General features: G+C 63.0%; 22 protein-coding genes, 7 tRNA genes and 1 pseudogene. 19 read left to right on the top strand and 11 right to left on the bottom strand.

All coding sequences use genetic code 11. The features are described 5' to 3' along the window. Positions 1–48 precede the first annotated feature (48 nt). Complete coding sequence (pdxB, locus tag LOKO_RS13095; protein WP_066450167.1) at positions 49–1,215, top strand: 4-phosphoerythronate dehydrogenase PdxB; 1,167 nt, start codon at positions 49–51, stop codon at positions 1,213–1,215. Between the two features lie 128 nt (positions 1,216–1,343). Here the strand turns inward: pdxB and htpX are convergent, their stop codons facing one another. The 4 genes from htpX to msrB all read right to left on the bottom strand — a co-directional run bounded on the left by htpX (position 1,344) and on the right by msrB (position 5,160). Next, positions 1,344–2,243 carry a protease HtpX gene (htpX, locus tag LOKO_RS13090; RefSeq protein WP_066450164.1) on the bottom strand — a complete coding sequence of 300 codons (900 nt, stop codon included), beginning with the start codon at positions 2,241–2,243 and terminating at the stop codon, positions 1,344–1,346. Positions 2,244–2,399: 156 nt separating this feature from the next. Further along, positions 2,400–3,632, bottom strand: a complete 1,233-nt coding sequence (locus LOKO_RS13085) for a pyridoxal phosphate-dependent aminotransferase (RefSeq protein ID WP_066450161.1) — start codon at positions 3,630–3,632, stop codon at positions 2,400–2,402. Between the two features lie 68 nt (positions 3,633–3,700). Continuing rightward, on the bottom strand, positions 3,701–4,684 hold the full coding sequence (gene ylqF / locus LOKO_RS13080) for a ribosome biogenesis GTPase YlqF (RefSeq protein WP_066450156.1): 984 nt from the start codon (positions 4,682–4,684) through the stop codon (positions 3,701–3,703). A 74-nt stretch (positions 4,685–4,758) separates the two neighbouring features. Then, entirely contained in the window at positions 4,759–5,160 is a 402-nt protein-coding gene (gene msrB, locus LOKO_RS13075; RefSeq protein WP_066450153.1) for a peptide-methionine (R)-S-oxide reductase MsrB, read from the bottom strand. Positions 5,161–5,345: 185 nt separating this feature from the next. Here msrB and LOKO_RS13070 point away from each other — a divergent pair. The 13 genes from LOKO_RS13070 (at position 5,346) to LOKO_RS13010 (ending at position 11,417) form a co-directional block, all read left to right on the top strand. After that, positions 5,346–5,421, top strand: a tRNA-Glu gene (locus tag LOKO_RS13070). 23 nt (positions 5,422–5,444) lie between these two features. Beyond that, positions 5,445–5,519 (top strand) — tRNA-Gly (locus LOKO_RS13065). Between the two features lie 103 nt (positions 5,520–5,622). Next, positions 5,623–5,698 (top strand) — tRNA-Glu (locus tag LOKO_RS13060). Positions 5,699–5,740: 42 nt separating this feature from the next. Further along, positions 5,741–5,815: transfer RNA gene (locus tag LOKO_RS13055), tRNA-Gly, on the top strand. Between the two features lie 4 nt (positions 5,816–5,819). Next, positions 5,820–5,895 (top strand) — tRNA-Glu (locus tag LOKO_RS13050). A 32-nt stretch (positions 5,896–5,927) separates the two neighbouring features. Beyond that, positions 5,928–6,002: transfer RNA gene (locus LOKO_RS13045), tRNA-Gly, on the top strand. Positions 6,003–6,469: 467 nt separating this feature from the next. Continuing rightward, positions 6,470–7,432, top strand: coding sequence for an ABC transporter ATP-binding protein (locus LOKO_RS13040; protein ID WP_066450152.1), 963 nt, complete (start codon positions 6,470–6,472; stop codon positions 7,430–7,432). Beyond that, positions 7,429–8,202, top strand: coding sequence for an ABC transporter permease (locus LOKO_RS13035; RefSeq protein ID WP_066450000.1), 774 nt, complete (start codon positions 7,429–7,431; stop codon positions 8,200–8,202). Before LOKO_RS13040 ends, LOKO_RS13035 begins: the two co-directional genes overlap by 4 nt. Before the next feature lie 4 nt (positions 8,203–8,206). Then, on the top strand, positions 8,207–9,151 hold the full coding sequence (gene queF / locus LOKO_RS13030; RefSeq protein ID WP_083517581.1) for an NADPH-dependent 7-cyano-7-deazaguanine reductase QueF: 945 nt from the start codon (positions 8,207–8,209) through the stop codon (positions 9,149–9,151). Then, on the top strand, positions 9,126–9,686 hold the full coding sequence (locus LOKO_RS13025) for a nitroreductase family protein (protein WP_066449995.1): 561 nt from the start codon (positions 9,126–9,128) through the stop codon (positions 9,684–9,686). Before queF ends, LOKO_RS13025 begins: the two co-directional genes overlap by 26 nt. A gap of 2 nt (positions 9,687–9,688) precedes the next feature. Next, positions 9,689–10,192, top strand: a complete 504-nt coding sequence (locus LOKO_RS13020; RefSeq protein WP_066449993.1) for a YiiD C-terminal domain-containing protein — start codon at positions 9,689–9,691, stop codon at positions 10,190–10,192. A gap of 105 nt (positions 10,193–10,297) precedes the next feature. Then, positions 10,298–10,385: transfer RNA gene (locus LOKO_RS13015), tRNA-Ser, on the top strand. Between the two features lie 168 nt (positions 10,386–10,553). Next, a complete protein-coding gene (locus tag LOKO_RS13010) occupies positions 10,554–11,417 on the top strand; it encodes a pirin family protein (RefSeq protein ID WP_066449990.1) in 864 nt (287 codons plus the stop codon). 282 nt (positions 11,418–11,699) lie between these two features. Here LOKO_RS13010 and LOKO_RS13005 read toward each other — a convergent pair whose 3' ends face one another. Then, the gene (locus tag LOKO_RS13005) at positions 11,700–12,725 is read right to left on the bottom strand and encodes a cytochrome-c peroxidase (RefSeq protein WP_066449987.1); all 1,026 of its coding nucleotides are present in this window, start codon (positions 12,723–12,725) and stop codon (positions 11,700–11,702) included. A 410-nt stretch (positions 12,726–13,135) separates the two neighbouring features. On the opposite strand from LOKO_RS13005, the pseudogene LOKO_RS13000 reads away from it, so the two are divergent. The 3 genes and pseudogenes from LOKO_RS13000 to LOKO_RS12990 form a co-directional block, all read left to right on the top strand. Then, a pseudogene (locus LOKO_RS13000) lies at positions 13,136–13,288 on the top strand (NAD(P)/FAD-dependent oxidoreductase); the annotation flags it as partial. Positions 13,289–13,501: 213 nt separating this feature from the next. Then, positions 13,502–14,500 (top strand): L-histidine N(alpha)-methyltransferase, encoded by a 999-nt coding sequence (egtD, locus tag LOKO_RS12995; protein ID WP_066449980.1) that lies wholly within the window; start codon positions 13,502–13,504, stop codon positions 14,498–14,500. A gap of 29 nt (positions 14,501–14,529) precedes the next feature. Then, the gene (locus LOKO_RS12990; protein WP_083517580.1) at positions 14,530–15,183 is read left to right on the top strand and encodes a ubiquinone biosynthesis protein COQ9; all 654 of its coding nucleotides are present in this window, start codon (positions 14,530–14,532) and stop codon (positions 15,181–15,183) included. Positions 15,184–15,448: 265 nt separating this feature from the next. On the opposite strand, the gene LOKO_RS12985 is transcribed toward LOKO_RS12990, so the two are convergent. From LOKO_RS12985 to LOKO_RS12965, 5 genes are all read right to left on the bottom strand, one after another. Further along, a complete protein-coding gene (locus LOKO_RS12985; protein ID WP_066449978.1) occupies positions 15,449–15,901 on the bottom strand; it encodes a CopD family protein in 453 nt (150 codons plus the stop codon). A 257-nt stretch (positions 15,902–16,158) separates the two neighbouring features. Further along, the gene (locus LOKO_RS12980) at positions 16,159–16,476 is read right to left on the bottom strand and encodes a YqjK-like family protein (RefSeq protein ID WP_066449975.1); all 318 of its coding nucleotides are present in this window, start codon (positions 16,474–16,476) and stop codon (positions 16,159–16,161) included. Next, on the bottom strand, positions 16,457–16,873 hold the full coding sequence (locus tag LOKO_RS12975; RefSeq protein ID WP_066449972.1) for a phage holin family protein: 417 nt from the start codon (positions 16,871–16,873) through the stop codon (positions 16,457–16,459). The genes LOKO_RS12980 and LOKO_RS12975 overlap by 20 nt, the downstream gene beginning before the upstream one ends. Beyond that, complete coding sequence (locus LOKO_RS12970) at positions 16,873–17,205, bottom strand: ElaB/YgaM/YqjD family protein (protein ID WP_066449970.1); 333 nt, start codon at positions 17,203–17,205, stop codon at positions 16,873–16,875. Before LOKO_RS12970 ends, LOKO_RS12975 begins: the two co-directional genes overlap by 1 nt. 97 nt (positions 17,206–17,302) lie before the next feature. After that, the gene (locus tag LOKO_RS12965) at positions 17,303–18,328 is read right to left on the bottom strand and encodes a phospholipase A (protein WP_066449967.1); all 1,026 of its coding nucleotides are present in this window, start codon (positions 18,326–18,328) and stop codon (positions 17,303–17,305) included. 151 nt (positions 18,329–18,479) lie between these two features. Here LOKO_RS12965 and mscK point away from each other — a divergent pair, with 151 nt between their 5' ends. Next, positions 18,480–21,896, top strand: a complete 3,417-nt coding sequence (mscK, locus tag LOKO_RS12960) for a mechanosensitive channel MscK (protein ID WP_066452350.1) — start codon at positions 18,480–18,482, stop codon at positions 21,894–21,896. Positions 21,897–21,906: 10 nt separating this feature from the next. Here the strand turns inward: mscK and LOKO_RS12955 are convergent, their stop codons facing one another. Next, complete coding sequence (locus LOKO_RS12955; protein WP_066449964.1) at positions 21,907–22,680, bottom strand: TlyA family RNA methyltransferase; 774 nt, start codon at positions 22,678–22,680, stop codon at positions 21,907–21,909. 114 nt (positions 22,681–22,794) lie between these two features. Here LOKO_RS12955 and LOKO_RS12950 point away from each other — a divergent pair, with 114 nt between their 5' ends. Then, entirely contained in the window at positions 22,795–23,832 is a 1,038-nt protein-coding gene (locus LOKO_RS12950) for an AbrB family transcriptional regulator (protein ID WP_066449961.1), read from the top strand.

Below are 23,832 nucleotides of genomic sequence, written 5' to 3'. Positions count from 1 at the left end.
GTAAGGGTTCGAGCAGACTGGACAAGTACCGTATCAAGGAGAGTTTTCGTGAGAATTGTGGTCGATGCCAACGTGCCCGCCGCCGACGCCTGTTTCGGCGAACTGGGCGAGTTGATTCGCCTGCCGGGGCGCGAGATCGACGCTGCGGCACTGCGTGATGCCGATGTCGTGGTGGTGCGCTCGATCACCCGTATCGATGAGGCGGTGGTGGATGCGGCCATGAGCGGCAAGTCACGGCTCCGCTTCGTCGGCACCTGTACCATCGGCACCGACCCTGTGGATACGCGGGCCTTGGCTCGCCACGGAGTCAGCTTTGCCAGCGCGCCCGGATGCAATGCCGAAGCAGTGGTGGACTACGTGCTGAGCAGCCTGCTGACCCTGGCCGAGCGACAGGGCTGGCAGCTGTCCGAGCGCCGCGTGGGTATCGTCGGGGTCGGCAACGTGGGCGAGCGGCTGCGCAAGCGTCTGGCGGCCATGGGTATCGAGTGCCTGGCCTGCGACCCGCCCCGGGCCGAGGCGGAGGGTGCCGAGGCGGGCGTGCCGCATTTTGTCGACCTCGATACCCTGATCGACGAGTGCGACGTGCTGTGCCTGCATACGCCGCTGGTGCGCGAGGGACCCCACGCCACCCGTCATCTGTTCGATGCCCAGCGGATTGCGCGGCTAGAACCGGGCACGGTACTGCTTAACGCCGGGCGTGGCGACTGTGTCGATGGGTTGGCCCTGCGCCAGCGCCTGACCGGGCTGGGGGACATCAGTGCGGTGCTGGACGTCTGGGAATCGGAGCCGAAAATCGATGCCGCGCTGCGTGATCTGGTCGAGATCGCCACCCCCCATATTGCCGGGTACAGCATGGACGGCAAGCTGCGCGGCTCCCATCAGGTCTATGCGGCGCTCTGTCGTTACCTGGGGCTGCCGGCACGGCTGACGCTGGATTCACTGCTGCCGGCACCGCCTGTGCCCAGGCTGGTGCTGGATGGTGGCCTGGAGCCTGAGGACGCGTTGAGGCGCTGCCTGCGTGCGGTCTATGACGTGCGCCGCGATCACGATTCGCTGTATCGCGAATCGCGCCAGCGCGGTATGGCCGCCGGTTTCGATGCCTGCCGGGCCGATTATCCGCCGCGGCGTGAATTAGCCACCCTCGAGGTCGAGTTGCGCGAAGGAGCCAGGGAGCTGGCCCCGCTGCTCGAGGGCATGGGCTGTCGCGTGGATTGATAACATGGTTTGACAACGTGGTTCGATAAAACGCAGAAAGCCCGCCATGGCGGGCTTTCTTGCTTATTGGCCAGGAGAGGTCGGTTAGGGAAGCGATTCGCTCGCGCAGGCACTTGTCCAGTAGTTCCTTAGCGGTAGGCCGCTTCCTTCAGCGCGCGAATGCGATCATCCAGCGGGGGGTGGCTGGCGAACAGCCGTTCCATCAGCGACTTGGTCTGGCCCTTGGTGATAGCCATGGCGCGCAGGGTGTCCGGCATCTGGTCGGGCATCTGGGTTTCGGCCTTGAGCCGGGCCAGGGCATTGATCATGGCACCGGAGCCGGCGAGTTGCGCACCGGCGGCGTCGGCGCGGTATTCGCGGAAGCGCGAGAACCAGGCGACGATGGCCGAGGCGATGATGCCGAAGACGATCTCGGCGACGATCACCACCGCGAAGTAGCCCATGAAGCCCAGCCCCGCGCCATCGGTGCGGCTCTTCAGGAAGCTGTCCACCAGGTGGGCCACCACACGGGCGAAGAACATCACGAAGGTGTTCACGACGCCCTGGATCAGCGCCAGGGTGACCATGTCGCCGTTAGCCACGTGGCCGATCTCGTGGGCCAGCACCGCGCGCACCTCTTCGGGGCGCATGCGATTGAGCAGGCCGGCGGATACCGCGACCAGGGCGTCGTTCTTGTTCCAGCCCGTGGCGAAGGCGTTCGACTGCTGAGCGGGAAAGATGCCCACCTCTGGCGTCTTGATGCCGGCATCCCGTGACAGTTCGGCGACGGTATCGAGCAGCCACTTCTCGGTGGCATTGCTCGGCGTCTCGATCACCACGGTGCCGGTGGAGCGCTTGGCCATCCATTTGGAAATGAACAGCGAGATCATCGAGCCGGCCATGCCGACGATGAAGCAGAAAATCAGCAGGGCATTGAAGTTGATGCCCTGGCCACGCAGGTAGCCTTCAACTCCCAGCAGGCGCAACGTGATGCTGGCAACCACGATAACCGCCAGGTTGGTGCCCAGGAAGAGCAGTATTCTCATCATCGTTCGGAAACTCCGGTCATTATCCAGGAAAGGTGGGCCGCGTTGGCCGCGGCTGAAATAGATTGATGTTTAGATACGGCCGGTTACTCCGGGTTTCAAGTCGCACCCGAAATAATGACCCTCGGGGTGGCGTCAGGCAGCGCGAGCCGACGTTGGTTACTGACGGTAGCGCGACAGGAAGCGGCCGAAGCGATCCAGGGCATCCCCCAGCTGGTCGGCCCAGGGCAGCGTGACGATGCGCACATGATCCGGTTCGGGCCAGTTGAAGGCGGTGCCCTGTACCAGCAGGATCTTCTCCTGCAGCAGCAGGTCCAGCACCAGCTTCTGGTCGTCCTGGATGGGGTAGACCTTGGGGTCGAGCCGCGGGAAGGCGTAGAGCGCGCCCTTGGCCTTGGTGCAGGAGACGCCGGGGATGGCATTCAGCTTTTCATGGGTGATATCGCGCTGGGCCAGCAGGCGCCCGCCGGGCAGGATCAGGTCGTTGATCGACTGATAGCCGCCCAATGCCGTCTGGATCGCGTGCTGGGCCGGCACGTTGGCGCACAGGCGCATGGAAGCCAGCATGTTGATGCCCTGGATGTAATCCCGGGCACGCTGCATCGCCACGCTGCCAGAGAGGGTCATCCAGCCGGAACGGAAGCCGGCGCAGCGGTAGCTCTTCGACAGGCCGTTCATGGTCACCACCAGTTGATCTTCATCGGCCAATGCACCGGTGGAGATGTGCTCGGTACCGTCGTAGAGGATCTTGTCGTAGATCTCGTCGGAAAACACCACCAGGTCGTGCTCCCGGGCGATGGCCAGCAGTTCGCGCACCACCTCGGGAGGATAGACCGCCCCGGTGGGGTTGTTGGGATTGATGATCACGATGGCGCGAGTATGGCTTGTCACCTTGGCACGCACATCGGCGATGTCCGGTGCCCAGTCGGCCTGCTCGTCGCAGCGATAGTGCACGGCATGTCCGCCGGACAGATTGGCGGCGGCGGTCCAGAGGGGATAGTCGGGGGCCGGGATCAGCACTTCGTCGCCGTCGTTCAGCAGCGCCTGAAGGGCCATCACGATCAGCTCGGAAACGCCGTTGCCGATGAAGATGTCCTCTATCCCGACGCCGGGAATCTCCTTGCGCTGACACTCCTGCATGATTGCCTTGCGCGCCGAATAGAGACCCTTGGAGTCGCAGTAGCCCTGGGCAGTCGGCAGGTTGCGCATCACATCCTGGAGGATTTCCTCCGGCGCCTCGAAGCCGAACGGCGCCGGGTTGCCGATGTTCAACTTGAGGATGCGCTGGCCTTCGTCCTCCAGCCGCTTGGCGTGTTCGAGCACGGGGCCGCGGATGTCGTAGCAGACGTTGTCGAGCTTATGCGATTTCCTGAAAAGGGAGGGCGTGTCCATGAGGTGTCCGAATTCCAGTGGTGTCCAGTGGCTGCCCGATCAGTTTGGCCGTCGGTCAGCGCTGTTGATTATGCGGGCTCGCTGTCATCGCCGCTATCGTTATCCTGCGCGGCCGCTTCTGCCTCCGCTTCCGTGGGAAGCGGCGGTGGGATGTCGTCCGGGGTCTCCAGGGGCAGTCGCCCCCGCTTGCCGTCGCGTAGTTCGTGGAGCAGCACCCCGGCACCCCGATGCAGGTCGACCTCGCCGCCGGCACGCAGGCCGCCTCGGCGGCTGGCGATGTCACGCAGGATGGCATGGCCGTCGAAGCCGGCCAGGGCCAGCAGGTCGATCCGCTGAGGACCGTCGGCCTCGACCCGGTCGGCATCGGGGTTGGGCGCGTAGTCGGGCAGGTCGTTGAGCTTGTAGCGGCTCCTGAGCGCCTCGGGATAGCGCCTGGCCAGTTCGGCGGCGGTAACCACGGCGACATCGACATAGTCGATGGCGGTGTCGCGAATGGCGCCAGTGGCGGCCAGCCGGTAGGCGCTGGCCTGGTCCTCGATCTTCGGCCACAGCACCCCGGGCGTATCGATCAGCGCCACCCGGCCGGTGATGCGCACCTTTTGCTGGCGCTTGGTCACGGCGGGTTCGTTGCCGGTCTTGGCAATGCTGCGCCCGGCCAGGCCATTGATCAGGGTCGATTTACCCACGTTGGGTATGCCCATGACCATGACCCGAACGTCGCGGTCGGCTCGGATATGGCCGGCCAGCTCATGGCACAGCTTGGGAATGCGCTTGAGCTCCCGGGCATTGGTGGTGGTCACGGCCAGGGCACGTGTATCGGGCTGGGCATCGAAGTAGGCGACCCATTCGCGGGTGCGCTCCGGGTCGGCGAGGTCGGCTCGCGACAGGATCTTCAGCACCGGCGTGTGGCGGGTCAGGCCGGCCAGCATGGGGTTGGCACTGGAGTAGGGCAGGCGTGCGTCGAGTACCTCGATCGCCACGTCAATCTCTGGCAGTGCCTCCTGGATCTGGCGGCGCGCCTTGTTCATGTGTCCCGGATACCAGCCGAGCATTGCACCACTCCCGCAAACCGATAGAAAAAGGCCGCCCATCATAGCAGAAGGGCGGCCCAGGCAGTTGGCGAGACTTACTCCCCCGGGTGGAAGCTGATCGCCACGGAGTTGATGCAGTAGCGCAGCCCGGTGGACTCCGGCGGGCCATCGGGGAAGACATGGCCAAGATGGGCATCGCAGTGGGAGCAGACCACTTCGGTGCGCTGCATGCCATGGGTACCGTCCGGCTTCTCCTCAACGGCGGCCTTGCCCAGCGGCCGGTCGAAACTCGGCCAGCCGCAGCCGGCGTCGAACTTGTGTTCATTCTCGAACAGCGGTGCGTGACAGCAGACACAGTGGTAGATGCCGTGCTCGTCGCTGACCTGGTGGTCGCCGGAAAAGGGCGGCTCCGTGCCTTTCTCCCGGGTCACGCGATACTGCTCCGGGCTGAGCTGAGCGCGCCATTCGGCATCGCTTTTCTCGATCTTCTTGCGCATGGCATCTCTCCTCCTGGGGGCGGTGCTTTCCATCGTGCCATCCATGTCGGAACTGGCCTTCATGTCTCCCATGAGACAACGGATGTGCCTGGGATTTCCAGCCCCGCGGCGTTCAAGGTCGACGGTTGACAGCTCCGGGGCGCTTGAGTAAGATTCGCGCCACCTCGTTGAAGCGAGACGGCTGCGTCCCATTCGTCTAGTGGTCCAGGACACCGCCCTTTCACGGCGGGAACAGGGGTTCGAACCCCCTATGGGACGCCACTCGTTTTGTCAGGTTGCGGAGTGCGGGAATAGCTCAGTGGTAGAGCATCGCCTTGCCAAGGCGAGGGTCGGGAGTTCGAATCTCCTTTCCCGCTCCAAATCCTGCTTCGGCAGGTATGAGCAAGTCTAGGTGAAGGTCGTGAGCTGGTAAGCCAGCTGGCCGATCTCCACTACTGCTCAAGCGGTTACGGAAGTCATTGCGTCCCATTCGTCTAGTGGTCCAGGACACCGCCCTTTCACGGCGGGAACAGGGGTTCGAACCCCCTATGGGACGCCACTCTTCCAGTATGCGTTACCGATAGCTTAGACTGTCAGACAAGCGGGAATAGCTCAGTGGTAGAGCATCGCCTTGCCAAGGCGAGGGTCGGGAGTTCGAATCTCCTTTCCCGCTCCAGTTCGTCCCATTCGTCTAGTGGCCTAGGACACCGCCCTTTCACGGCGGGAACAGGGGTTCGAACCCCCTATGGGACGCCATACAGTCTGATGTATCCAGGCAATACCGATAAGCGGGAATAGCTCAGTGGTAGAGCATCGCCTTGCCAAGGCGAGGGTCGGGAGTTCGAATCTCCTTTCCCGCTCCAGTTTCTTTTTCCAAATTCGAATGTGCCAAGGCTCGGCCCGAGAGCCGGGGCGCCGGACCGTCGAATCTCCTTTCCCGCTCCAGTTTCTTTTTCCAAATTCGAATGTGCCAAGGCTCGGCCCGAGAGCCGGACCGTCGAATCTCCTTTCCCGCTCCAGTTTCTTTTTCCAAATTCGAACGTGCCAAGGCTCGGCCCGAGAGCCGGGGCGCCGGACCGTCGAATCTCCTTTCCCGCTCCAGTTTTCTTCTCAATCTCCAAGATGCCAAGGCTCGGCCCAGGAGCCGGGGCGCCGGACCGTCGAATCTCCTTCCCGCTCCAGTTTCTCCCCCTATAGAATTTGATTACCTTGCCCATGGGCGAGGGCTTCTGCGTTTTTCCCGGTCACGACTTGAAAAAATGCTTCGCGCCCTAATCTCTTGAACTCGCATTCTGTCCCAACGCAAGCTACCCCAACCCAAGGATGTTTCATGGCCGAACCGGCGCTGTCGATCCGTGGCCTGACCAAGGTCTACGGCAATGGCTTTCACGCCCTCAAGGGTATCGATCTCGACGTCGAGCAGGGCGACTTCTTTGCCATGCTGGGCCCTAACGGTGCCGGCAAGTCCACGACCCTCGGCATCGTATGCTCGCTGGTGCAGAAGAGTGCCGGCAAGGTTTCGATCTTTGGCATCGACATCGACAGTAACTTCGCCAAGGCCAAGTACCTCATGGGCGTGGTGCCACAGGAATTCAACTTCAACCAGTTCGAAAAGGTGATCGATATCGTGCTGGCCCAGGCGGGCTACTTTGGCATGACTCGCCGCGAGGCACTGCCCCGGGCCGAGCGGTTGCTGAGGGACCTGGGGCTTTGGGATAAGCGCAACGGTAACGCCCGCATGCTCTCCGGCGGCATGAAGCGCCGCCTGATGATCGCCCGGGCGCTGATGCATCGCCCCCAATTGCTGATCCTCGACGAGCCCACTGCCGGGGTCGATATCGAGCTGCGGCGCAGCATGTGGGAGTACCTGCGCCGCATCAATCGCGAGCAGGGAACCACCATTATCCTGACCACCCACTATCTCGAGGAGGCGGAGAGCCTCTGCCGCAACGTGGCGATCATCAACCACGGTGAGATCATTCGTAACACCAGCGTGCGAGGTCTGCTCGCCGAACTCGATACCGAGACCTTCCTGCTCGACCTGACCCATCCGGTGAGCGAGGCGCCGGCCATCGAGGGCTTCGACGTTCGCCAGGTGGACGCCGCTCAGCTGGCGGTAGTGGTGCATCGCGGACAGCGTGTGAACGATATCTTCACCGCGCTGAGTGAGCAGGATATTCAGGTGGTTTCCATGCGCAACCGAGCCAATCGGCTGGAAGAAATGTTCGTTACCATGGTCGAGCAGGGCAACGAGGCAAAGGCAGAGGCCGAACGCACGGAGGCCCGTTCATGAATCCGATCCAGACCGCCATCGCCCTGTGGACCCTGGTACACAAGGAGATCAAGCGCTTCACGCGGATCTGGCCGCAGACACTCCTGCCGCCTTCGATCACCATGACCATGTACTTCATCATCTTCGGCAACCTGATCGGGGCGCGCATTGGCGAGATGGATGGCTTCAGCTACATGGATTTCATCGTCCCCGGGCTGATCATGATGGCGGTGATTACCAACAGCTACTCCAACGTGGCTTCGAGCTTCTTCTCCAACAAGTTCCAGCGCTCCATCGAGGAAATGATGGTCTCGCCCATGCCCAACTGGGTAATCCTGGCCGGCTTTGTGCTCGGTGGCATGGCCCGCGGATTGGGGGTGGGGCTTATCGTCACCATCGTGTCGCTCTTCTTTACCCGCATCAGCGTGGCACATCCATTCCTGACCATCGGCGTGGTGGTGCTGACCGCAGCACTGTTCTCCATCGGCGGCTTCATCAACGCACTGCTGGGCAAGAAATTCGATGACATCTCGATCGTGCCGACCTTCATCCTGACGCCGCTGACCTACCTGGGCGGGGTCTTCTACTCGATCTCGCTGCTGCCGACCTTCTGGCAGGGGGTATCGATGCTCAACCCGATCCTCTATATGGTCAACGTGTTCCGCTACGGCTTCCTGGGTGTCTCCGACATCCCGGTGGGCTGGGCGCTGGTCGCGATCGTCACCTTCATCGTGGTGCTGTTCGGCATCGCCCTATGGATGCTGGAGAATGGCAAAGGCATCAGGAGTTAAGAATATGGATCGCCCTGACACCCTCGAGCACGCCCCGCTGGGGCGCGAGTCCGCCTACCCGGAGCGCTACGACGCCGGGCTGCTCTATCCCATTCCCCGTGCCGCCAATCGGGCTCCACTTGGCATCGAGGAGGGCAGCCTGCCCTTCGTCGGCGAGGACGAATGGCATGCCTTCGAGGTGAGCTGGCTCAACGGGCGTGGCAAGCCGATTGTCACCGTGGCGCGCTTCCGCCTGCCGGCAGACTCGCCGAAACTGATCGAGTCCAAGTCCTGGAAGCTCTATCTCAACGGCTTCAACCAGACCCGCTTCGACAGCCGCGAGCAGGTGATCGACACCCTGGTGGCGGACCTTTCCGCCGCCGCGGGTGCCCCGGTCTCCGTTGAGCTGTTCGGTGTCGACGACGACGCCCTTGCCGTACAGCGCCTGCCGGGCGAGTGCCTGGACGAGCTGGATATCGAGATAGCCGATTACACGCCCAGCGCCGAGCATCTGCGGGTAACAGAGGAGGTCGTCGAGGAGACGCTATACTCGCATTTGCTCAAGTCAAACTGCCCGGTGACCGGCCAGCCCGACTGGGGCAGCGTGCTGATTCGCTATCGTGGACCGAAGCTCGACCGTGAAGGCCTTTTGCGCTACCTGATCGGCTATCGTCAGCATCAGGATTTCCACGAACACTGTGTTGAGCACATCTTTACCGACCTGATGGCCCGGGCGCGCCCGGAACGGCTGCTGGTGCTGGCGCGCTACGTGCGTCGCGGCGGGCTGGATATCTCTCCCTGGCGCAGATCGATATGCTCAAGGCCGCCGTGGCAGATCGCGATCCCGGCGGGCTGCGCCCGGTACACTACCTGGAGCAGCAGGCAAGCCTCAGCGAGTCGGCCGCCTTCGTTAGAGTGCGACAATACCTCAATAGGAGAGCGACATGGATGCGATGACGCTGCTGCATGAACGCAGCTCCATGGGCAAGCTCATGGGGCCGCCGCCTGGCCCCGAGCAACTCGATGCGATCTACCGGGCCGCGCTGAGGGCACCCGATCACAAGGAGCTGCGGCCCTGGCGCTTCATCGAGTTTTCGGGGGAGGGGTTGGCGCGTCTGGGCGAGCTGTTCGCCGAGGCCGAGTTCCGCGAGGACCCGGAAGTCAGCGATGCGGCTCTGGATGCCGTGCGCAAGAAGCCGCATCGGGCCCCCATGATCATTGCCGTGGTCGCGAAGGTGACACCGGATATACCCAAGGTGCCGAAGATCGAGCAGGTGGTCTCGGCCGGCTGTGCCGGCCACGCCATCCTGCTGGCGGCCCACGCCCTGGGGCTGGGTGCCATGTGGCGCAGCGGAAAGTACGCCTTCGATCCAACCGTACGTAAGGGGCTCGGCCTGGATGAAGACGACGAGCTGATTGCCTTCATCTACCTGGGGCAGCTCGGGGGGCGTCACCGTCCTGTTCCCGAGCACCGCCTCAGCGACTTTGTCGAACGCTGGACCTGACAATGCGCGAAGTCGGCATACCCCATCCACGCCTGTCGCTGCCCGAACCTGGGCAACGGGACGTCCCGCAGGCCTTCCTGGCCTGGCTCAGTGATGCGATCCCCATGGTCGAACACCTGGGCATTCATGAGATGCGTTGGGAAGGGGAAAGCCTTGTGTTGGAGCTTTCTCTGGTGCCCAACCTCAACGACAAGGGCACCGGCTTCGGCGGTGGACTCACTGCCCAGACCACGTTGCTGGGCTGGTGCTGGACCACTCTGTGGCTGCGAGAGCGCGGCTATGCGCGCGACGTCGTAGTGGCCGAAGCCACACAGCGCTTCCTGGCGCCGGTCACCGGTGACTACCGACTCACCTGTGCTCCCGAGAGTGTGCAGGGTCCCGAGAGGCTCGATGAGCGTTTGGCGAGCCGTGGACGAGGGCGGATCGGCCTGGTTCAGCAGCTCTGGTGCGATGACACGTTATGCCTGGAAGCGCATGGCAATTACGCCGTGCTGCCCGCTGCCTGAAGGCGTCAGAACCAAAAACCGGCTTGCAAACGCGCACTTAAGCCGTTAGACTTTGCGCCGTTCTGACGTGCAAGGCACAGCCCAAGGGCGTGAGGACCACAATGTGGAGGGGTGTCCGAGTGGTCGAAGGAGCACGCCTGGAAAGTGTGTAAGTCGAAAGGCTTCGAGGGTTCGAATCCCTCCCCCTCCGCCACTAATTCCGAGAAAACCGGCTTAACGAGCCGGTTTTTTTGTCGCTGGTCAAACAGCAAGGGTGACATCCACCCTCGTATCGCCCTGGGTTGGTGATGCTCTCCGGTCCTGGCCATGCGCTTCGTGAGCTACCACACTGGAGCGAACATGCCGCCATCAGGGAGATCAGATGAAACGCCGTTCCGTAGCCTCGGTTCGTCCCGCCTATCGCGACGATATCGGCGACCTGCAGACTCGCCGGCCCTTGCCGGGGCCGGGTGTGCAGCAGGTCGACCCATTCCTGTTTCTCAACCACCACGGTCCGCAGGTCTACCCGCCTAACAATGGCGGGCTGCCGTTCGGTCCGCATCCGCACCGTGGCTTCGAGACGGTGACCTTCATTCTCGATGGCAGTCTGGCGCACCATGATTCCGGCGGCCATGCGAGTGTGATCGAGGCCGGCGGCGTGCAGTGGATGACCGCTGGCTCGGGCCTCGTGCATGCCGAAATCTCGCCGCCGGAGTTCAAGCAGCATGGCGGTGCGCTCGAAATCCTTCAGCTGTGGGTTAACCTGCCTTCGCGCCTGAAGATGGTGGCGCCGCACTATGTGGGGCTGCAGCAGGAAGATATACCCGACGTATCCCTCGACGAGGGGCGGGTGACGCTCGAACTTATCGCGGGGGAGCACGCTGGTGAAACCGGGCCGGTCGAATCGCTGACGGGGGTGTTCATGTCGGTGGTTCGCCTGGCTGCCGGAGGGCGGGCTGAACTGCCGGCGCCGTCAGGGCGTAACGTGTTTCTCTATGCGGTTTCCGGGCAGGCGCGTGTGGCAGGCGAACAAGTGGAACCCTGGCATCTGGTCGAGATTAACCACGATGGTGATATTCTTGTCATCGAGGCCGAGACTCAGTGTTGCTATCTCTTCGGGCATGCCGACCCCATCGGTGAGCCGGTCGTTACCCATGGCCCCTTCGTCATGAACACGCAGGAAGAGATTGTCCAGGCGGTGCGTGACTACCAGGACGGAAAATTCGGCTCGGGGCTTTCGCTGTGAGCCTTTATAACTGCCATGAAACACCTGCAGCGAAAGGGGCGATCAATTTGCGAATCGACACACTGCCTGATCTCGTCACGCGCTACGCAAACGATTACCCAGGCAAAAGCCCAGCAATCCCAATAGCGTGATCCCGGCAGTGGCCTTGAGCGTTGCCAACCAGCGAAGCCAGCGCGGGGCCATCGGCCTGTTCTCTCGGGAGCTGGTCGGCTGGTCGGTAAGGAAGAAACACCATATGGCCGTCCCTGGTCATATGGTGCGTGCTGAAGGAGCCGAGCTTGATTAATCCGCTTCAACGCCTTCGGGCAGTTCGAACGGAATGCCTTCGGGGGGACGGAAGTTCACCGGTATCTCACCGGTCAGTGCTTCCTGAAAGGCCACCAGTTCGTCCAGCGCTTCACTGTCGAGGTCCTGGCCAAGCTGAACCCGAGCCATGACAGCGGTAGCGCGACGCAAGTTGTCGACTGAGCCGTCATGGAAGTAGGGACCGGTCTTGGCCACATTGCGCAGCAGAGGGACGCGGAAGAAGAAACGATCATCCTCTTCTCCGGTCGCGTCCATCAAGCCGGACATGATCTCGGGAGAGCCGGTATGCTCCCAGTAGTTCTCCATCACGCCGAAGCGCTGCAGCATGGTGCCCCCGATCAGTTCGCCACTGTGACAGCCGGAACAGCCGGTATTCATGAAACGATCCAGCCCCTTCACTTCCAGCTCACTCATGGCGTCGTCGTCACCTTCGAGCCAGGCATCGAAGGGCGCGGGTGTGCGCAGCGTAGTCTGATAGAATTCCAGTGCCGCGCCGTAGTTCTCCGCCGATACGGGGTCGGGGTCGTTGGGGAAGGCGGCCTGGAAAAGCTCTTCGTAACCATGCTCCTTGAGCACTGGCAGGATATCGGAACGGTCGTCGAAGCCCATCGACCCGGTAATCGAGCCCATGGCCTGGGCCGCACCGCTTTCACGGTCCGCCAACCAGCGCAGCCCGGGGGTTTCCATTGAGTGGAATACGGTCTGGGACTGCATGGTACGGCCACCGCGTGCGTTGATAGAACGGTCGCGACTGTCCGAGCCCCAGTTTTCCTGGAAATGGCAGCTCGCGCAGGCCACCTCACCGTTGGAGGAGAGGCGCATATCCCAGAACAGGGCCTGTCCCAGTTCGGCGATAGGGTTAACAATGTCCTCTTCCGGCGTCGCCTGGACGCTTCCCATCACTCGATTGGCTCGATCCCGCAGTTCATCATAATCCATGGCCCATGCGCCGCCCGCAAACATCGCGCCAGTCACGGCCATGATCAGTACTTGTTTTTTCATTTTTTTCCCCTACTGATCCATCATAAAAGTCAGTGCCACTGATCATCAAAGGTAACCTATATCAAGCATCAGTAGTGCAGCAAGCAGGGGGCAAGCCATGTGCGAGATACTTGACCATGGTCAAACGCGTCTATTCGTTAATGATCTATAAATATATAAATATTCTGATTTTTCGTGCTTTTTGTGCCAATGCGAGCATTCTCTGGAAGCGCATCGCGGTGGCCTGCTGGACAAGGATGGCAAGCTGCCTCGGCTGAACCGTGCCATGATGGCCGCCCCAGGGGCCGCTCTGGCAATGGAACGGGGGCGGGGAGGCTGTCACTTCAATGGGGCTGCGCTCCAGGCCCGGCTGTCGAAACAGCCAGCTGCCCAGCGAGCGTTCCCCGAGCCGGTCGATCATCAGTGCCGTCGACACTGCGCCGATTTCCTCGAAGGACTTCAGTGTCGAGGGCTTGCCGCAGCTGCGCTTTATCGGCGAGGTGCTCGACGTGACCGGTGAGCTGGGTGGATATAACTTCCAGTGGGCCTGGGCCTCGGGGGTGGCGTGTGGGCTTTCACTGTAAACGAGAAGCACACGAAAAACCTTACCCAACATAACCGGATATTCTCTGGGGCATTGCTAAGCTGGAAAAATCGGTTCGTCCCGGATGTGGCTAGTCATCAGGAGTGTGCCTACCGGCCCTATCCGGGCTTTCGTTCCCTGCCGGGTACCCACTTCTACCCAACCCAGGCACGCTGGGCATTTTCCGGTTTTCGGCTAGCCAGAGAGGTATGACATGGACCCGCTCGTACGCTTTCACAACCAGCATCCGCCGGAGGCAGCGGGTTCGCTTTTCGAGGAACTGCTTGCCGGGCTTGCCGCTACGCCCAAGCATACCTCCCCCAAGTTCTTCTACGACCGACGCGGCTCCGAGCTGTTCGCTGCCATCTGCGAGCAGCCGGAGTACTACCTGACCCGCACCGAGGAGGCGATCCTGCGCGCGGCTGCCGCTGATATTGCCGAGATGGTGGGCCGTGACGCGACCCTCATCGAGCTGGGTAGTGGCGCCAGCCGCAAAGTGCGCCTGTTGCTAGAAGCGCTGCATCCAGTCTGCTACCTGGGCGTGGATATCTCTCGCGACTTTCTGCTGGCGAGCACCCATCGCCTGGCAAAGGACTACCCCTGGCTTGAGGTACACGCCGCTTGCGCCGACTTCACGCGCCCCATGGCCTGGCCGGAGGGGCTGGCGGGAGAACGTCCGGTGGCCTTTTTTCCCGGTTCGAGCATAGGGAATTTCACTCCCGAGGAGGCAAAAGGCTTCCTTGAGGGGCTGGCGACGCTACTGCCCGCCGGCGGTGGACTGCTGATCGGCGTCGACCTTATCAAGGACCGCGCGATTCTCGATGCTGCCTATAACGATGCCGCCGGTGTGACCGCGGCCTTCAACCTCAACCTGCTGGAACGACTGCGACATGAGTTCGAGGCCGAGGTGGAGCCGCAGGAGTTTCGCCACAGCGCCTTCTACAACGAGGCCGATTCGCGCATCGAGATGCATTTGGTGAGCTTGCGCAACCAGGCCATCCGCGTGGCGGGGGAGCGGGTCGACTTCGAGGAGGGCGAGACCCTGCATACCGAAAGCTCGTACAAGTACAGCATTCCCGGCTTTCGTAAGCTTGCCGGAGGAGCTGGCTTCGTACCGCGGGCGTACTGGACGGATCGCCACGCGCTGTTTTGCATCCATTATCTGGAGGTGCGGCCTGATGGCTTCGCCGGAAATCCGGTCTATGCTGCATAACAGAACCACGCTGTAAGCAGAGGGCCGCCATGACCATGATAGCGATTCAGGACTCCTCCGATTCCAAGGCGTCTCCGTTCGCCGACCATATCGTCGATGAAGCCGTGCGCCAGGCAGAAGAGCGGGGCTGGCAGGCAGTGCGTCTCTCCGAGGTCGCACACAGTCTCGAGTTGCCGATGTCCGTGGTATTGGAGCGCTTTCGCGACATGGATGACGTGGCCAACGCCTGGTTCCAGCGTGGCTGGCGGGCCATGCTTGCGGAGAAACCGAACACCTTCGAGGATTGGCCTGAGCGGATCCGCATCGAGCACTGCCTGCTGGCGTGGTTCGACGCCTTCGCCGCCCATCGCCGGGTCACCGTGCAGATGCTGCGGACCAAGGCCCACCTGCCGCATCTGCATACCTGGGTACCCATGGCCTTCGACCTGTCGCGCACCGTGCAGTGGCTGCGCGAGGCCGCCCGGCTGGAAGCGCGCTATGGTACCCGGCGGGCTCAGGTGGAGGAGGTGGCACTGACCAGCCTGTTTGTCGCCACCCTAGCCGTCTGGTCCTGCGACAGCAGCGCTGGCCAGCGCCGTACCCGACAGTTCGTCGAGCGCCGGCTAAAACGCGGGGAAAGCTGCATGAAATGGGTCCCGGGGATGAAGCGAAAGGCTGCCAGCCCGGCTTCGGCTTCCCTATAGCGGGTAGTTACCATCGGTGAAGAAAGCAGCTGTTGGAGCGCCGTTCCCATCGAGGCCGGCACCGGTAGGCGCCTTGGCGGAAGCTGCCAACGCCTGGCGGCAATCTCCAGCATTGGTAACACCGCCGGGAGTCCTTCGGCCTCCAGTCGCGAGCTGAAGCTGCTCCAACATTAGAAAAAACGCTGTTGGAGCGCTGGTTTCCATCGCGACTGGCGCCGCCAGGCGCCTTGGAGGAGGCTGAAACGCCAGCGGTTATATCGGTGCCTTACAGAAAGCGACCACCGGAGGCTATCGCCACGGTGACAAGGCCGATAATCAGGTTGATCCCGATCCAGCGGCGTATTTCCGCCAGCAGCTTGCCTCCTTCGAGCCAGGCATGACCTTCCACTGCCGCCTTGAGGCGTGGGTAGGGGGCGAAATAGATGTACCCGAAGATGCCCATCATCACCAGACCGGTGAGCAGCATCAGATGGATGTGCCAACGGGCGCCGGCCATGCCGAATACGGCTAAGAGCATCCATAGCCCCGTGCCGAGCAGCACGATAACGGTCAACCAGACCCAGGGAAAGAAGCGCTTGAATACGCCAACCCAGAGCGGCAGCCGCTGCGGCGGTTCCAGTTGACTCGCCGCTATCGGGCGCAGGATCATCCAGGCGAAGAACATGCCGCCGACCCAGATGACCGCGGCAAGCATGTGCAGGGTAATAGCAAGTGCCATGGTCGTACTCTCCTGGGAAACACTGCACAAATGCCTACACGAGCGAATCGCTGCGTTACGCGGTGCCGAAGCGTCGGACCGTCGGAATCCTCACATATACCCCATATGCTCCGGTTGACTCACAGCCTTCGGCTTCTCGCCCCTTCGGGGCCAGCCTACGGCTGTTTGTCGCTTCGCTCGGTTCTGTGCTCCGGGCGCCTTGCGCTTCATCTCGCTCGGCGATTTGTTCAGCGATTCCCTGACGTGTCCCGCCTATCTCAGCGGAACTGATTGAACAGCCGGCGTGCGCGATTGAGCAGCAGGGCGCCGGCAGCGACACGCTTGCCGACACGAACCAGCGAGGAGGGGTGTCGGGCGCTCTGCAATACAGCAAGGCCGCCCGCAGCGAGTATGACACTCCTGAACCGCATCAGGGAGCGCCAGCCATCGTCGAGGGGCCGGCTGGCTTCGCGCCAGCGGCTGGATTCCACCAGGATATCGATGCGCTGCTGTTCTATGGTTGCAAGCAGTTGGACCTTGCGTTCGGCCCTGCTGGGGGGCTGGTCCTGCTGTCGCTCAGCGGCGCGGCTCGTCACGGGTACTCTCCACCAGATCACGGTTCATCAGGTTACGGTCGGTGGCCAGTTGAGCCAGCGTATCCTTCAGCAGGGTATGGCGCCGTGCCTGGCGTATCACCAGCAGGGCAAGCAAGAGACCTCCTCCGAGCAGCACGGCGGCACTGATCGTAATGGCAGCCAGGCGGTGTGTGTCCCAGAAGAACACCACCACCAGCAGCATCAGCATGCCAAGGCCCAGCAGCATCAGCAGCAGGCTCAGGCCGGATAGCAGCAGCAGGGTAAACAGTCGTGCTTTTTCTTCTTCGAGCTCGAGCACGACGAGACGCAGGCGCGTCTCGCCGACGGCAAGCAGGCTGTTGAGCAGCCGCTTGCCGGCGCTGAACAGCCGTTGAACCGGTCCCTGGCTCGACTCCATCAGCGACGCCCGATAAGCATGCCGATGACGATACCGGCGGCGGCACCCAGGCCAACGCTGGTCCAGGGGTTGTCGTGAACGTAGCGGTCACAGGCATCCACCTGATGGGTCACTGAATCACGCGCTTCGTCATAGAGGCGCTCGCCACGTGACTCGAGTCGGTCGCGGGTCTCTTTCAGTCGTTTCTCGGCGCGCGCTCGTAGCTCCTTGATGTTGCTCCGGGAGTCGTCGGCGGTAGCGCTGACCAGATCCTCGATCGTCTGAGTGAGATGGTGCAGGTCTTCCTTGAGTTTATGCGTGGTGTCGTCGGTACTGGGTTTGCGAGATGCCATGACGGTCTTCCTTTGACGATGAATGACAGGCTCAGCATAGCATTCGTTGGTGTGACTTCAATGCACGTCATTGTGTTGCAGGCGTTCAAGGATAGCCTCAACGGACACTGCCGCTGCCGGAAAACATAGGATTGAGGCTGAAGCCAACGCTCAGGCGGTGGTTGCGATGATCGTAATCGATCATGCTCTCCCCGTAGCCGTAGTAATATTGGACATGCCCGCGGATATTCCCGAAAAAGGGCCAGGAGTAGTCGATCTGTGAGCCCAGGTTGCCCGCGCTGGGATTGCCGCGCACCATCAGGCTGGCCTCCTGGTCGCCGTTGATGCGCCGTGCAACGGTGACATCGCCATAGCCCATGTAGCGGTCGATGTCGGGGTTGTCATCACTGGTCTGCGATTCCGGGAAGCGCCAGTGCGGTGCGACGGCAACCGCCCAGTCTCCGCGCTGAAAGACGCTCTCCAGGTACGCGCGGTTCCAGCTGCGTGACAAGGGCTCGGAGCGTCCATTGGAGAGATGGTTGAGGGCAACGCGGTTGCGGGTATTGGTCCAGCCGAACATGCGCCAGTTGGTGTCCAGGTCCAGGAAGATTTCCGGCTCATAGTTGGTTTCCCGGAAGGGGGAGGAGGCATCGGTATTATAGGCCTGCCACCAGCTGCGCTGGGTGAAGGCAAAGTAGAGGTCGCCGGTGTCACCGAACAGGTCTTCGGCGATGTTGACCTTGGCGCTGAACTGGAACTTGACCTCGAGGTCGTTGGGGCCGTTATCGGCCGAGATGTCACGAAAGGCCGGATGATTGGGGTTGGTGGTGTAGCTCAGCGGAAAGAGGTAGTTGCGCCGATGGGTCGTGATTGCGAAAGGATTGCGGGTCGACTCGCGCTCCAGCTGGCGACGCTGAGCCATCTCTTCCTGTACCACGTCATCCGGGTCGGCCGCCATCTCGGGGTCCTCGGGGAGCGTTTCCAACTGGCGCTGAAGGGTATCCAGTTCGCTGGACAGGGCCTCGATGCGGCTTTCCAGGGCCTCTCGTTCAATATCTCTCTGGGGGGTGGCTTGGGCCAGGGCAACGAGCGGCAGCACTCCCAGCAGACTGGCACCGACGAACAGGATGGAACGAATGGTCATTAGGGCAACTCGAAGCGAGGCATTTGAGTTCCGTTTCTACCATGACGCCGACGCAAGTCAACTGCTGACGACAATCATTGCCAAGTTCGTTCGGTAGGCCGAGAATCGGGCCGGGCAAGGGGCTCTTGTCAAAGAGGATATCGTGTACGCCATTTTTGTTTCTGCCGGTGCCATCCGGTCCACGCTTCTGGGGCTCTGTCTGCTGGTCGGTTTGCTGTTGCTGCCGGGTGCAGCGGCAGTAGCCGATGAAGACTTGCCCGATAGAGCAGCGGTGGAGGCGCGCCTGGATGAACTGCGTCCTGCCGAAGGGGAAGGCGTAAGTGAAGCCGATCAGCGTGCCATCGAGGCATTGGAGGCGACGCTTGAAGCGCTGGAGCAGTTGGCGGGGGTCGAAGAGCGTCTAACCGCTCTCGAGCAGCGACTCGACGAGGCCCCCGGGGAACTGATGCGGCTCGAGCGGGAGCTGTTGCAGGAAGAGGAGGCCGCGCGCGAGCGGTCGGCCACCGAGCTGGATGACCAGCCCCTCGAGGAGCTCGAGTATCGTCAGCAGGAGGCGGTTTTCGAGCTGCAGCAGCTCCAGGACCGTCTGGCCGAGGTCAACACCCAGTTGCTTTCTGCCCAGACGCTTCCCGAGCGGGCGCAGCAGGCCATTTCCGATGCGATGCAAGCGGCTGAGCGATCCCGACGCGCCCTGGATGCGTTGGAGGGGCAGGGGTTGACCGAAGATGCGCCGCAGCTGTGGCAACGCCTGGTCGAGCGGCGTCTGGCCGAGCGATCCCTGAGGCTGCACCAGCGCCAGTTGGGCAGCAATACCCGACTGCGTGAGCTGGCACAGCAGCGGCGCGACCTGTTGACGCAGCAGGTGACCCGACAGGAGACCGAGCTCGCCATATTGCAGAGCGTCATCGATCGGCAGCGGCGGCTTGCATCGGAGCAGGCCATTGCCGATGCCGCCCGGGACGACCCGCTGCTCGAGGCGGGTCACCCGGTGCTGGAGCGGGCACAGCAGGTCAATCGTGAACTCAGCCTGGAGCTGCTTCGGGCCAATGATCGTATCAATGGCCTGGTGCGGGAAAGCCTGGCACTGCGCAGCCAGCTCGACCATGTGCGCCAGCTGCAGCGCAGCCTCAATGAGCAGATCGATGCGATCCGCGGCAGCCTGCTGCTGTCGCGTATTCTGCGTGAACAGCGTCGCTCACTGCCCCAGGTGGATGCCCGGGGCGACCTTCAGGATGAGATCGCTGACCTGCGCTTGCGGCAGTTCGACCTGGTGCGACAGCGCGATATGCTGCGCCAGGGCGAGCGCCTGGCCAACCAGCGCCTGGAGGAGGCGGGAGTGGAGGTGACGCCGGCACTGATCGAGTCGCTGCAGCACCTCTACCAGTCGCGGCGTGAGCTGGTGGATCAGCTTGAACAGAGCTATGGCAACCTGTTGAGCTCGGCTATCGAGTTCCAGCTCAACCAGCAGCAGCTGCTGGAAACGTCGAGAGAGCTGCGCAGCACTATTGACGAGCAGCTCTTCTGGATCGCCAATACCCGTCCGCTGGACCTGGCCTGGTTCCGGCAACTGCCGGCGAACCTGGTGCTGGAGTGGCAGGTGGGGGAGTGGCGCGAGGCGCTGCCACATCACTGGCGGATCCCGGATGCCAAGGCGCTGCTCGGGTTGCCTTTTCTTTTGCTGTCGCTGGCGCTGCTCTGGTCACGCCGACGCATCCAGGCCATGCTGGTGGCACTGCACGATCAGATAGGTCGGCTGCGCAGCGACTCCCAGGGCCATACGCCCCAGGCGGTCGCGCTGAACGCATTGCTGGCGCTCCCGGGCCCCCTGGCCCTGGGTGGCCTCGGCACTGCGCTGGTGGCCGATGGCCAGGGTATTGCCTCGGGGCTGGGGCTGGCCTTCTGGCACCTGGCCCTGGCCTGGGCCTTCATTGCCTGGTCGCGGCGACTGCTGGTGCGTGACGGTGTGGCGACCAAGCATTTCTATTGGCCGGCGGGGTATGTCGCCCGGCTGCGTGAGCTGCTGCGATGGCTGGGCCTGGCACTGGTGCCGACACTGCTGATCTCCACCCTTGTGCGGGATGGCGAGATCAGCCTCACCACGCGCCCCCTGGCCATGACGCTGCTGCTCGGCGGCCTGCTGGCCATGAGCGTACTGCTGGCACGCCTTATCATGGCCCATACGCCGTTCTTCGGGGTCAAGCTGTTCCGCCTGGTCCTGGGGCTGGTCTTGGCGGCGGTCCCGCTGGCGCTCGTCGGCCTGATCGTTTCCGGCTACGAATACACGGCACTGAGCCTGGTGGGGCGCTTCGTCATTACGCTCTACCTGCTGGCCATGTGGATCCTGGTCGAGGCCACGGTGGTGCGCGGGCTGGCGGTGGCGGCCCGCCGGCTGGCCTTCAAGCGAGCGCTGGCTCGTCGTCGGTCTCAGGTGCAGGAGGGGGCCGAAGGTGGGGTGGAAGTGGTTGAAGAGCCGCCGCTGGACATGGAGCAGATCAACCAGCAGTCGCTGCGCCTATCCAAACTGATTCTGTTGATCGGTTTTGCGCTGCTGCTCTATCTGGTCTGGTCGGACCTGCTCACGGTCCTGGGCTACCTGGAGCGCGTTGCCATCTGGGAGGCCTCCGACGGCGTGGGGGCGGACCTGGTCACCAGCGCCCTCTCGGTGGCCGATATCTTCACCGCGCTGCTGGTGTTCGGCTTCACGCTGATAATGGCGCGCAACTTGCCCGGCCTGCTGGAGGTAATGGTGCTGTCGCGGCTGGAGTTGAAGCAGGGCAGCGCCTATGCGATCACCTCGCTGCTCTCCTACACCATCGTCGGTACCGGCCTCATCGTGGCGCTGGCGACCCTGGGGGTGGCCTGGAGCCAACTACAGTGGCTGGTGGCAGCACTGGGCGTGGGGCTCGGCTTCGGCCTGCAGGAGATATTCGCCAACTTCGTCTCGGGCCTGATCATCCTCTTCGAGCGCCCGGTGCGCATTGGCGACACCATCACGCTTGGCAATCTCTCCGGTACGGTGAGCAAGATCCGTATACGGGCCACCACGGTGACCGACTTCGATCGCAAGGAGATCATCATACCCAACAAGACCTTCGTCACCGACCAGCTGATCAACTGGTCGCTGTCGGATACGATCACCCGGGTGGTGCTCAATTTCGGCGTGGCCTACGGCTCGGATCATCGTCTGGTCCATCAGCTGTTGCGCCAGGCGGCCGACGAGAATCCGCGGGTACTGGCTGAGCCCGAACCGCAGGTGTTCTTCATGGACTATGGCGATAGCACGCTGAATTTCGAACTTCGTGTCTTCGTCAACGCCCTGGGGGATCGGCTTTACGCCACCGACGAGATCAACTGTCGTGTCGGGGAGCTGTTTGCCGAGCACGAGGTGGACATTGCCTTCAACCAGCTCGAGGTATGGCTGCATCGCCCCGATGGTGCCAGCAGGAAGGTGGTGAGCGGGCCGGCCGGCCAGCGAGTCGATCCCGCCCACCCCGCTCCCGGGGCCCATGGCGACCCCGGCGATATCAGTGCAGGGGACAGCGACGGTGGCGGTGATGGCGGGCGGTAGGTGTGCCTGGCTAGTCCTTCTCAACCCGCACGGCGTGTAACAGGAACTCCCGGTTCCCGTCGCCGCCGAGCAGAGGGCTCTCCTGCCAGTGAAGGATACGGAAACCGGCGTCAGCGCAGCCGCTGCGAAGCCGGGTTTCCACGGCGAGGTAGCTTGCCGGGTCCTTCACGATGCCGCGGCCGTCGACGCCCCCCGGGCCGAGTTCGAACTGCGGTTTGACCAGGCTGAGCAGCTCGCCACCGAGGGGCAACAGGGCGGCGAGCTGGGGCAGTATCAGCGTCTGTGAGATGAAGGAGACGTCCATTACCGCGATGTCGGGTCCCTCGGCGCCCTGGGCGGCCAGGGCCGCATGGAGTCGCGGTTCGTCGGCCATGGCCCGGGCGTTGAGCCCCTCCAGGCAGGTGACCCGCGGCTCGCCACGCAGTTCGGCATCCAGCTGACCGTGGCCTACCTCCACGCCGACCACATGGCGGGCTCCGTAGCGCAGCGCGCAATCGGTAAAGCCGCCGGTGGACTGGCCCACGTCCAGTATCAACTTGCCCTCGAGATCGAGCCCCAGCGCCTCGATCAATGCCTCGAGCTTGAGTCCTGCCCGCGATACATAGCGCTCCTCAGGATCCTCCGTGACCGTGAGGCGGCAATCCTCGGCGAGTTTCTCGCTCGGCTTGTCGAGCACCCGTCCGCTGCTGGCAACGCTGACGCGGCCGTTGCGGATCAGTCGCTGGGCCCGTGTGCGCGAACGGGCGAGGCCCTGGCTGACGACTAGCTGATCGAGGCGGGGCATGGGCGTCTCCGGCAAGCAGGTTTGCAAGGATGAGATGGCAAGTATGGGTGTCAAGAAGCTGGGCCGGCATTATGGCATACTCATTTCGTTAGCCGGTTAACATAAGGGAGAGTAATGGGGCGCGCTGCAGGTTGGGCATTGGCGAGGTCATTGGGCATCGGAGCGCTGGGCGGGCTGCTTTTCCAGCTCACCGGCCTGCCGTTGGCCTGGATGCTGGGGCCATTGGTGGCCAACCTGCTGCTCTCGGCGCGGGGCGTCGATGTCCGCGTCCCCGAAGGCCTGCGTGAGGCCTTTCTCGGCGTGCTGGGCCTGGTGCTGGGTAGCCAGGTCACGCCGCAGCTGGCCGATCGGGTGCTGGACTGGCCGCTGTCGGCGGCGCTGCTGCTCGTCGGCGTGGCGGGTTCCACGGCGGGGGCGGCGGCCTGGTATCGTCGCTGCGGCTTCGACCCGGTGAGCGCCTGGTTCGCCTCTGCGCCCGGGGCCATGACCGCGATGATCCTGATGGGCGAGAAGTGCGGCGGCGACCCCCAGCGCATCGCCATTGCCCAGTCGCTGCGCATCATCCTGGTGGTGCTGTGGTTGCCGCCCCTGTTCTGGCTCTGGGAGGGCGGTGCCGCCGGCCAGGTCGAAGCGGCGGCGGTGGCATCGGCTCACCTCTGGATGCTATTGATGCTGCCGCTGCTGATCATGCTGGGTAACCGGCTCAGGCTGCCCAGCGCGTCGCTGATGGCTCCCCTGCTGTTTGCCGCGGTGCTGTCCGGCTTCGATATTGCCAGCCTGCAGCTCCCCGACTGGGGGCTGAACGTGATGCTCTGGGTGCTGGGCAGCGCCATCGGTTCGCGTTTCCAGGGTTTGTCCCGGGCGCGCCTGGGTCGCTACCTGCTCGAAGCCGGTGTCGCAACGCTGCTGGCGCTGGCGGTGCTGGCGCTGTTCGCCGAGACGATTCACCGGCTGATCGGCGTGCCTCGCGATGTCGCCCTGCTAGCGCTGGCGCCAGGCGGCATCGGTGAGATGGCGATACTCGCCGTGGCGCTGGACATCGATCCTGTCTTCGTCGCCTTCCATCACCTGCTGCGAATGGTCGCTCTTATGGTGTTCGCGCCCTTCTGGGCGCGATACCTGATCAGCAGGAGGGCGGCTGGAAGCCGTTGA

The sequence above is a fragment of the Halomonas chromatireducens genome (genome assembly GCF_001545155.1).
Lineage (GTDB): Bacteria > Pseudomonadota > Gammaproteobacteria > Pseudomonadales > Halomonadaceae > Halomonas > Halomonas chromatireducens.
This window is presented reverse-complemented; position numbering and strand designations above follow the sequence as displayed.

What these genes read in the sequence shown, in the direction of transcription:
- htpX (WP_066450164.1), bottom strand. Translation starts at nt 2,243, where the DNA reads ATGATGAGAATACTGCTCTTCCTGGGCACCAACCTGGCGGTTATCGTG.
- LOKO_RS13085 (WP_066450161.1), bottom strand. Translation starts at nt 3,632, where the DNA reads ATGGACACGCCCTCCCTTTTCAGGAAATCGCATAAGCTCGACAACGTC.
- ylqF (WP_066450156.1), bottom strand. Translation starts at nt 4,684, where the DNA reads ATGCTCGGCTGGTATCCGGGACACATGAACAAGGCGCGCCGCCAGATC.
- msrB (WP_066450153.1), bottom strand. Translation starts at nt 5,160, where the DNA reads ATGCGCAAGAAGATCGAGAAAAGCGATGCCGAATGGCGCGCTCAGCTC.
- LOKO_RS13040 (WP_066450152.1), top strand. Translation starts at nt 6,470, where the DNA reads ATGGCCGAACCGGCGCTGTCGATCCGTGGCCTGACCAAGGTCTACGGC.
- LOKO_RS13035 (WP_066450000.1), top strand. Translation starts at nt 7,429, where the DNA reads ATGAATCCGATCCAGACCGCCATCGCCCTGTGGACCCTGGTACACAAG.
- queF (WP_083517581.1), top strand. Translation starts at nt 8,207, where the DNA reads ATGGATCGCCCTGACACCCTCGAGCACGCCCCGCTGGGGCGCGAGTCC.
- LOKO_RS13025 (WP_066449995.1), top strand. Translation starts at nt 9,126, where the DNA reads ATGGATGCGATGACGCTGCTGCATGAACGCAGCTCCATGGGCAAGCTC.
- LOKO_RS13020 (WP_066449993.1), top strand. Translation starts at nt 9,689, where the DNA reads ATGCGCGAAGTCGGCATACCCCATCCACGCCTGTCGCTGCCCGAACCT.
- LOKO_RS13010 (WP_066449990.1), top strand. Translation starts at nt 10,554, where the DNA reads ATGAAACGCCGTTCCGTAGCCTCGGTTCGTCCCGCCTATCGCGACGAT.
- LOKO_RS13005 (WP_066449987.1), bottom strand. Translation starts at nt 12,725, where the DNA reads ATGAAAAAACAAGTACTGATCATGGCCGTGACTGGCGCGATGTTTGCG.
- egtD (WP_066449980.1), top strand. Translation starts at nt 13,502, where the DNA reads ATGGACCCGCTCGTACGCTTTCACAACCAGCATCCGCCGGAGGCAGCG.
- LOKO_RS12990 (WP_083517580.1), top strand. Translation starts at nt 14,530, where the DNA reads ATGACCATGATAGCGATTCAGGACTCCTCCGATTCCAAGGCGTCTCCG.
- LOKO_RS12985 (WP_066449978.1), bottom strand. Translation starts at nt 15,901, where the DNA reads ATGGCACTTGCTATTACCCTGCACATGCTTGCCGCGGTCATCTGGGTC.
- LOKO_RS12975 (WP_066449972.1), bottom strand. Translation starts at nt 16,873, where the DNA reads ATGGAGTCGAGCCAGGGACCGGTTCAACGGCTGTTCAGCGCCGGCAAG.
- LOKO_RS12970 (WP_066449970.1), bottom strand. Translation starts at nt 17,205, where the DNA reads ATGGCATCTCGCAAACCCAGTACCGACGACACCACGCATAAACTCAAG.
- LOKO_RS12965 (WP_066449967.1), bottom strand. Translation starts at nt 18,328, where the DNA reads ATGACCATTCGTTCCATCCTGTTCGTCGGTGCCAGTCTGCTGGGAGTG.
- LOKO_RS12955 (WP_066449964.1), bottom strand. Translation starts at nt 22,680, where the DNA reads ATGCCCCGCCTCGATCAGCTAGTCGTCAGCCAGGGCCTCGCCCGTTCG.
- LOKO_RS12950 (WP_066449961.1), top strand. Translation starts at nt 22,795, where the DNA reads ATGGGGCGCGCTGCAGGTTGGGCATTGGCGAGGTCATTGGGCATCGGA.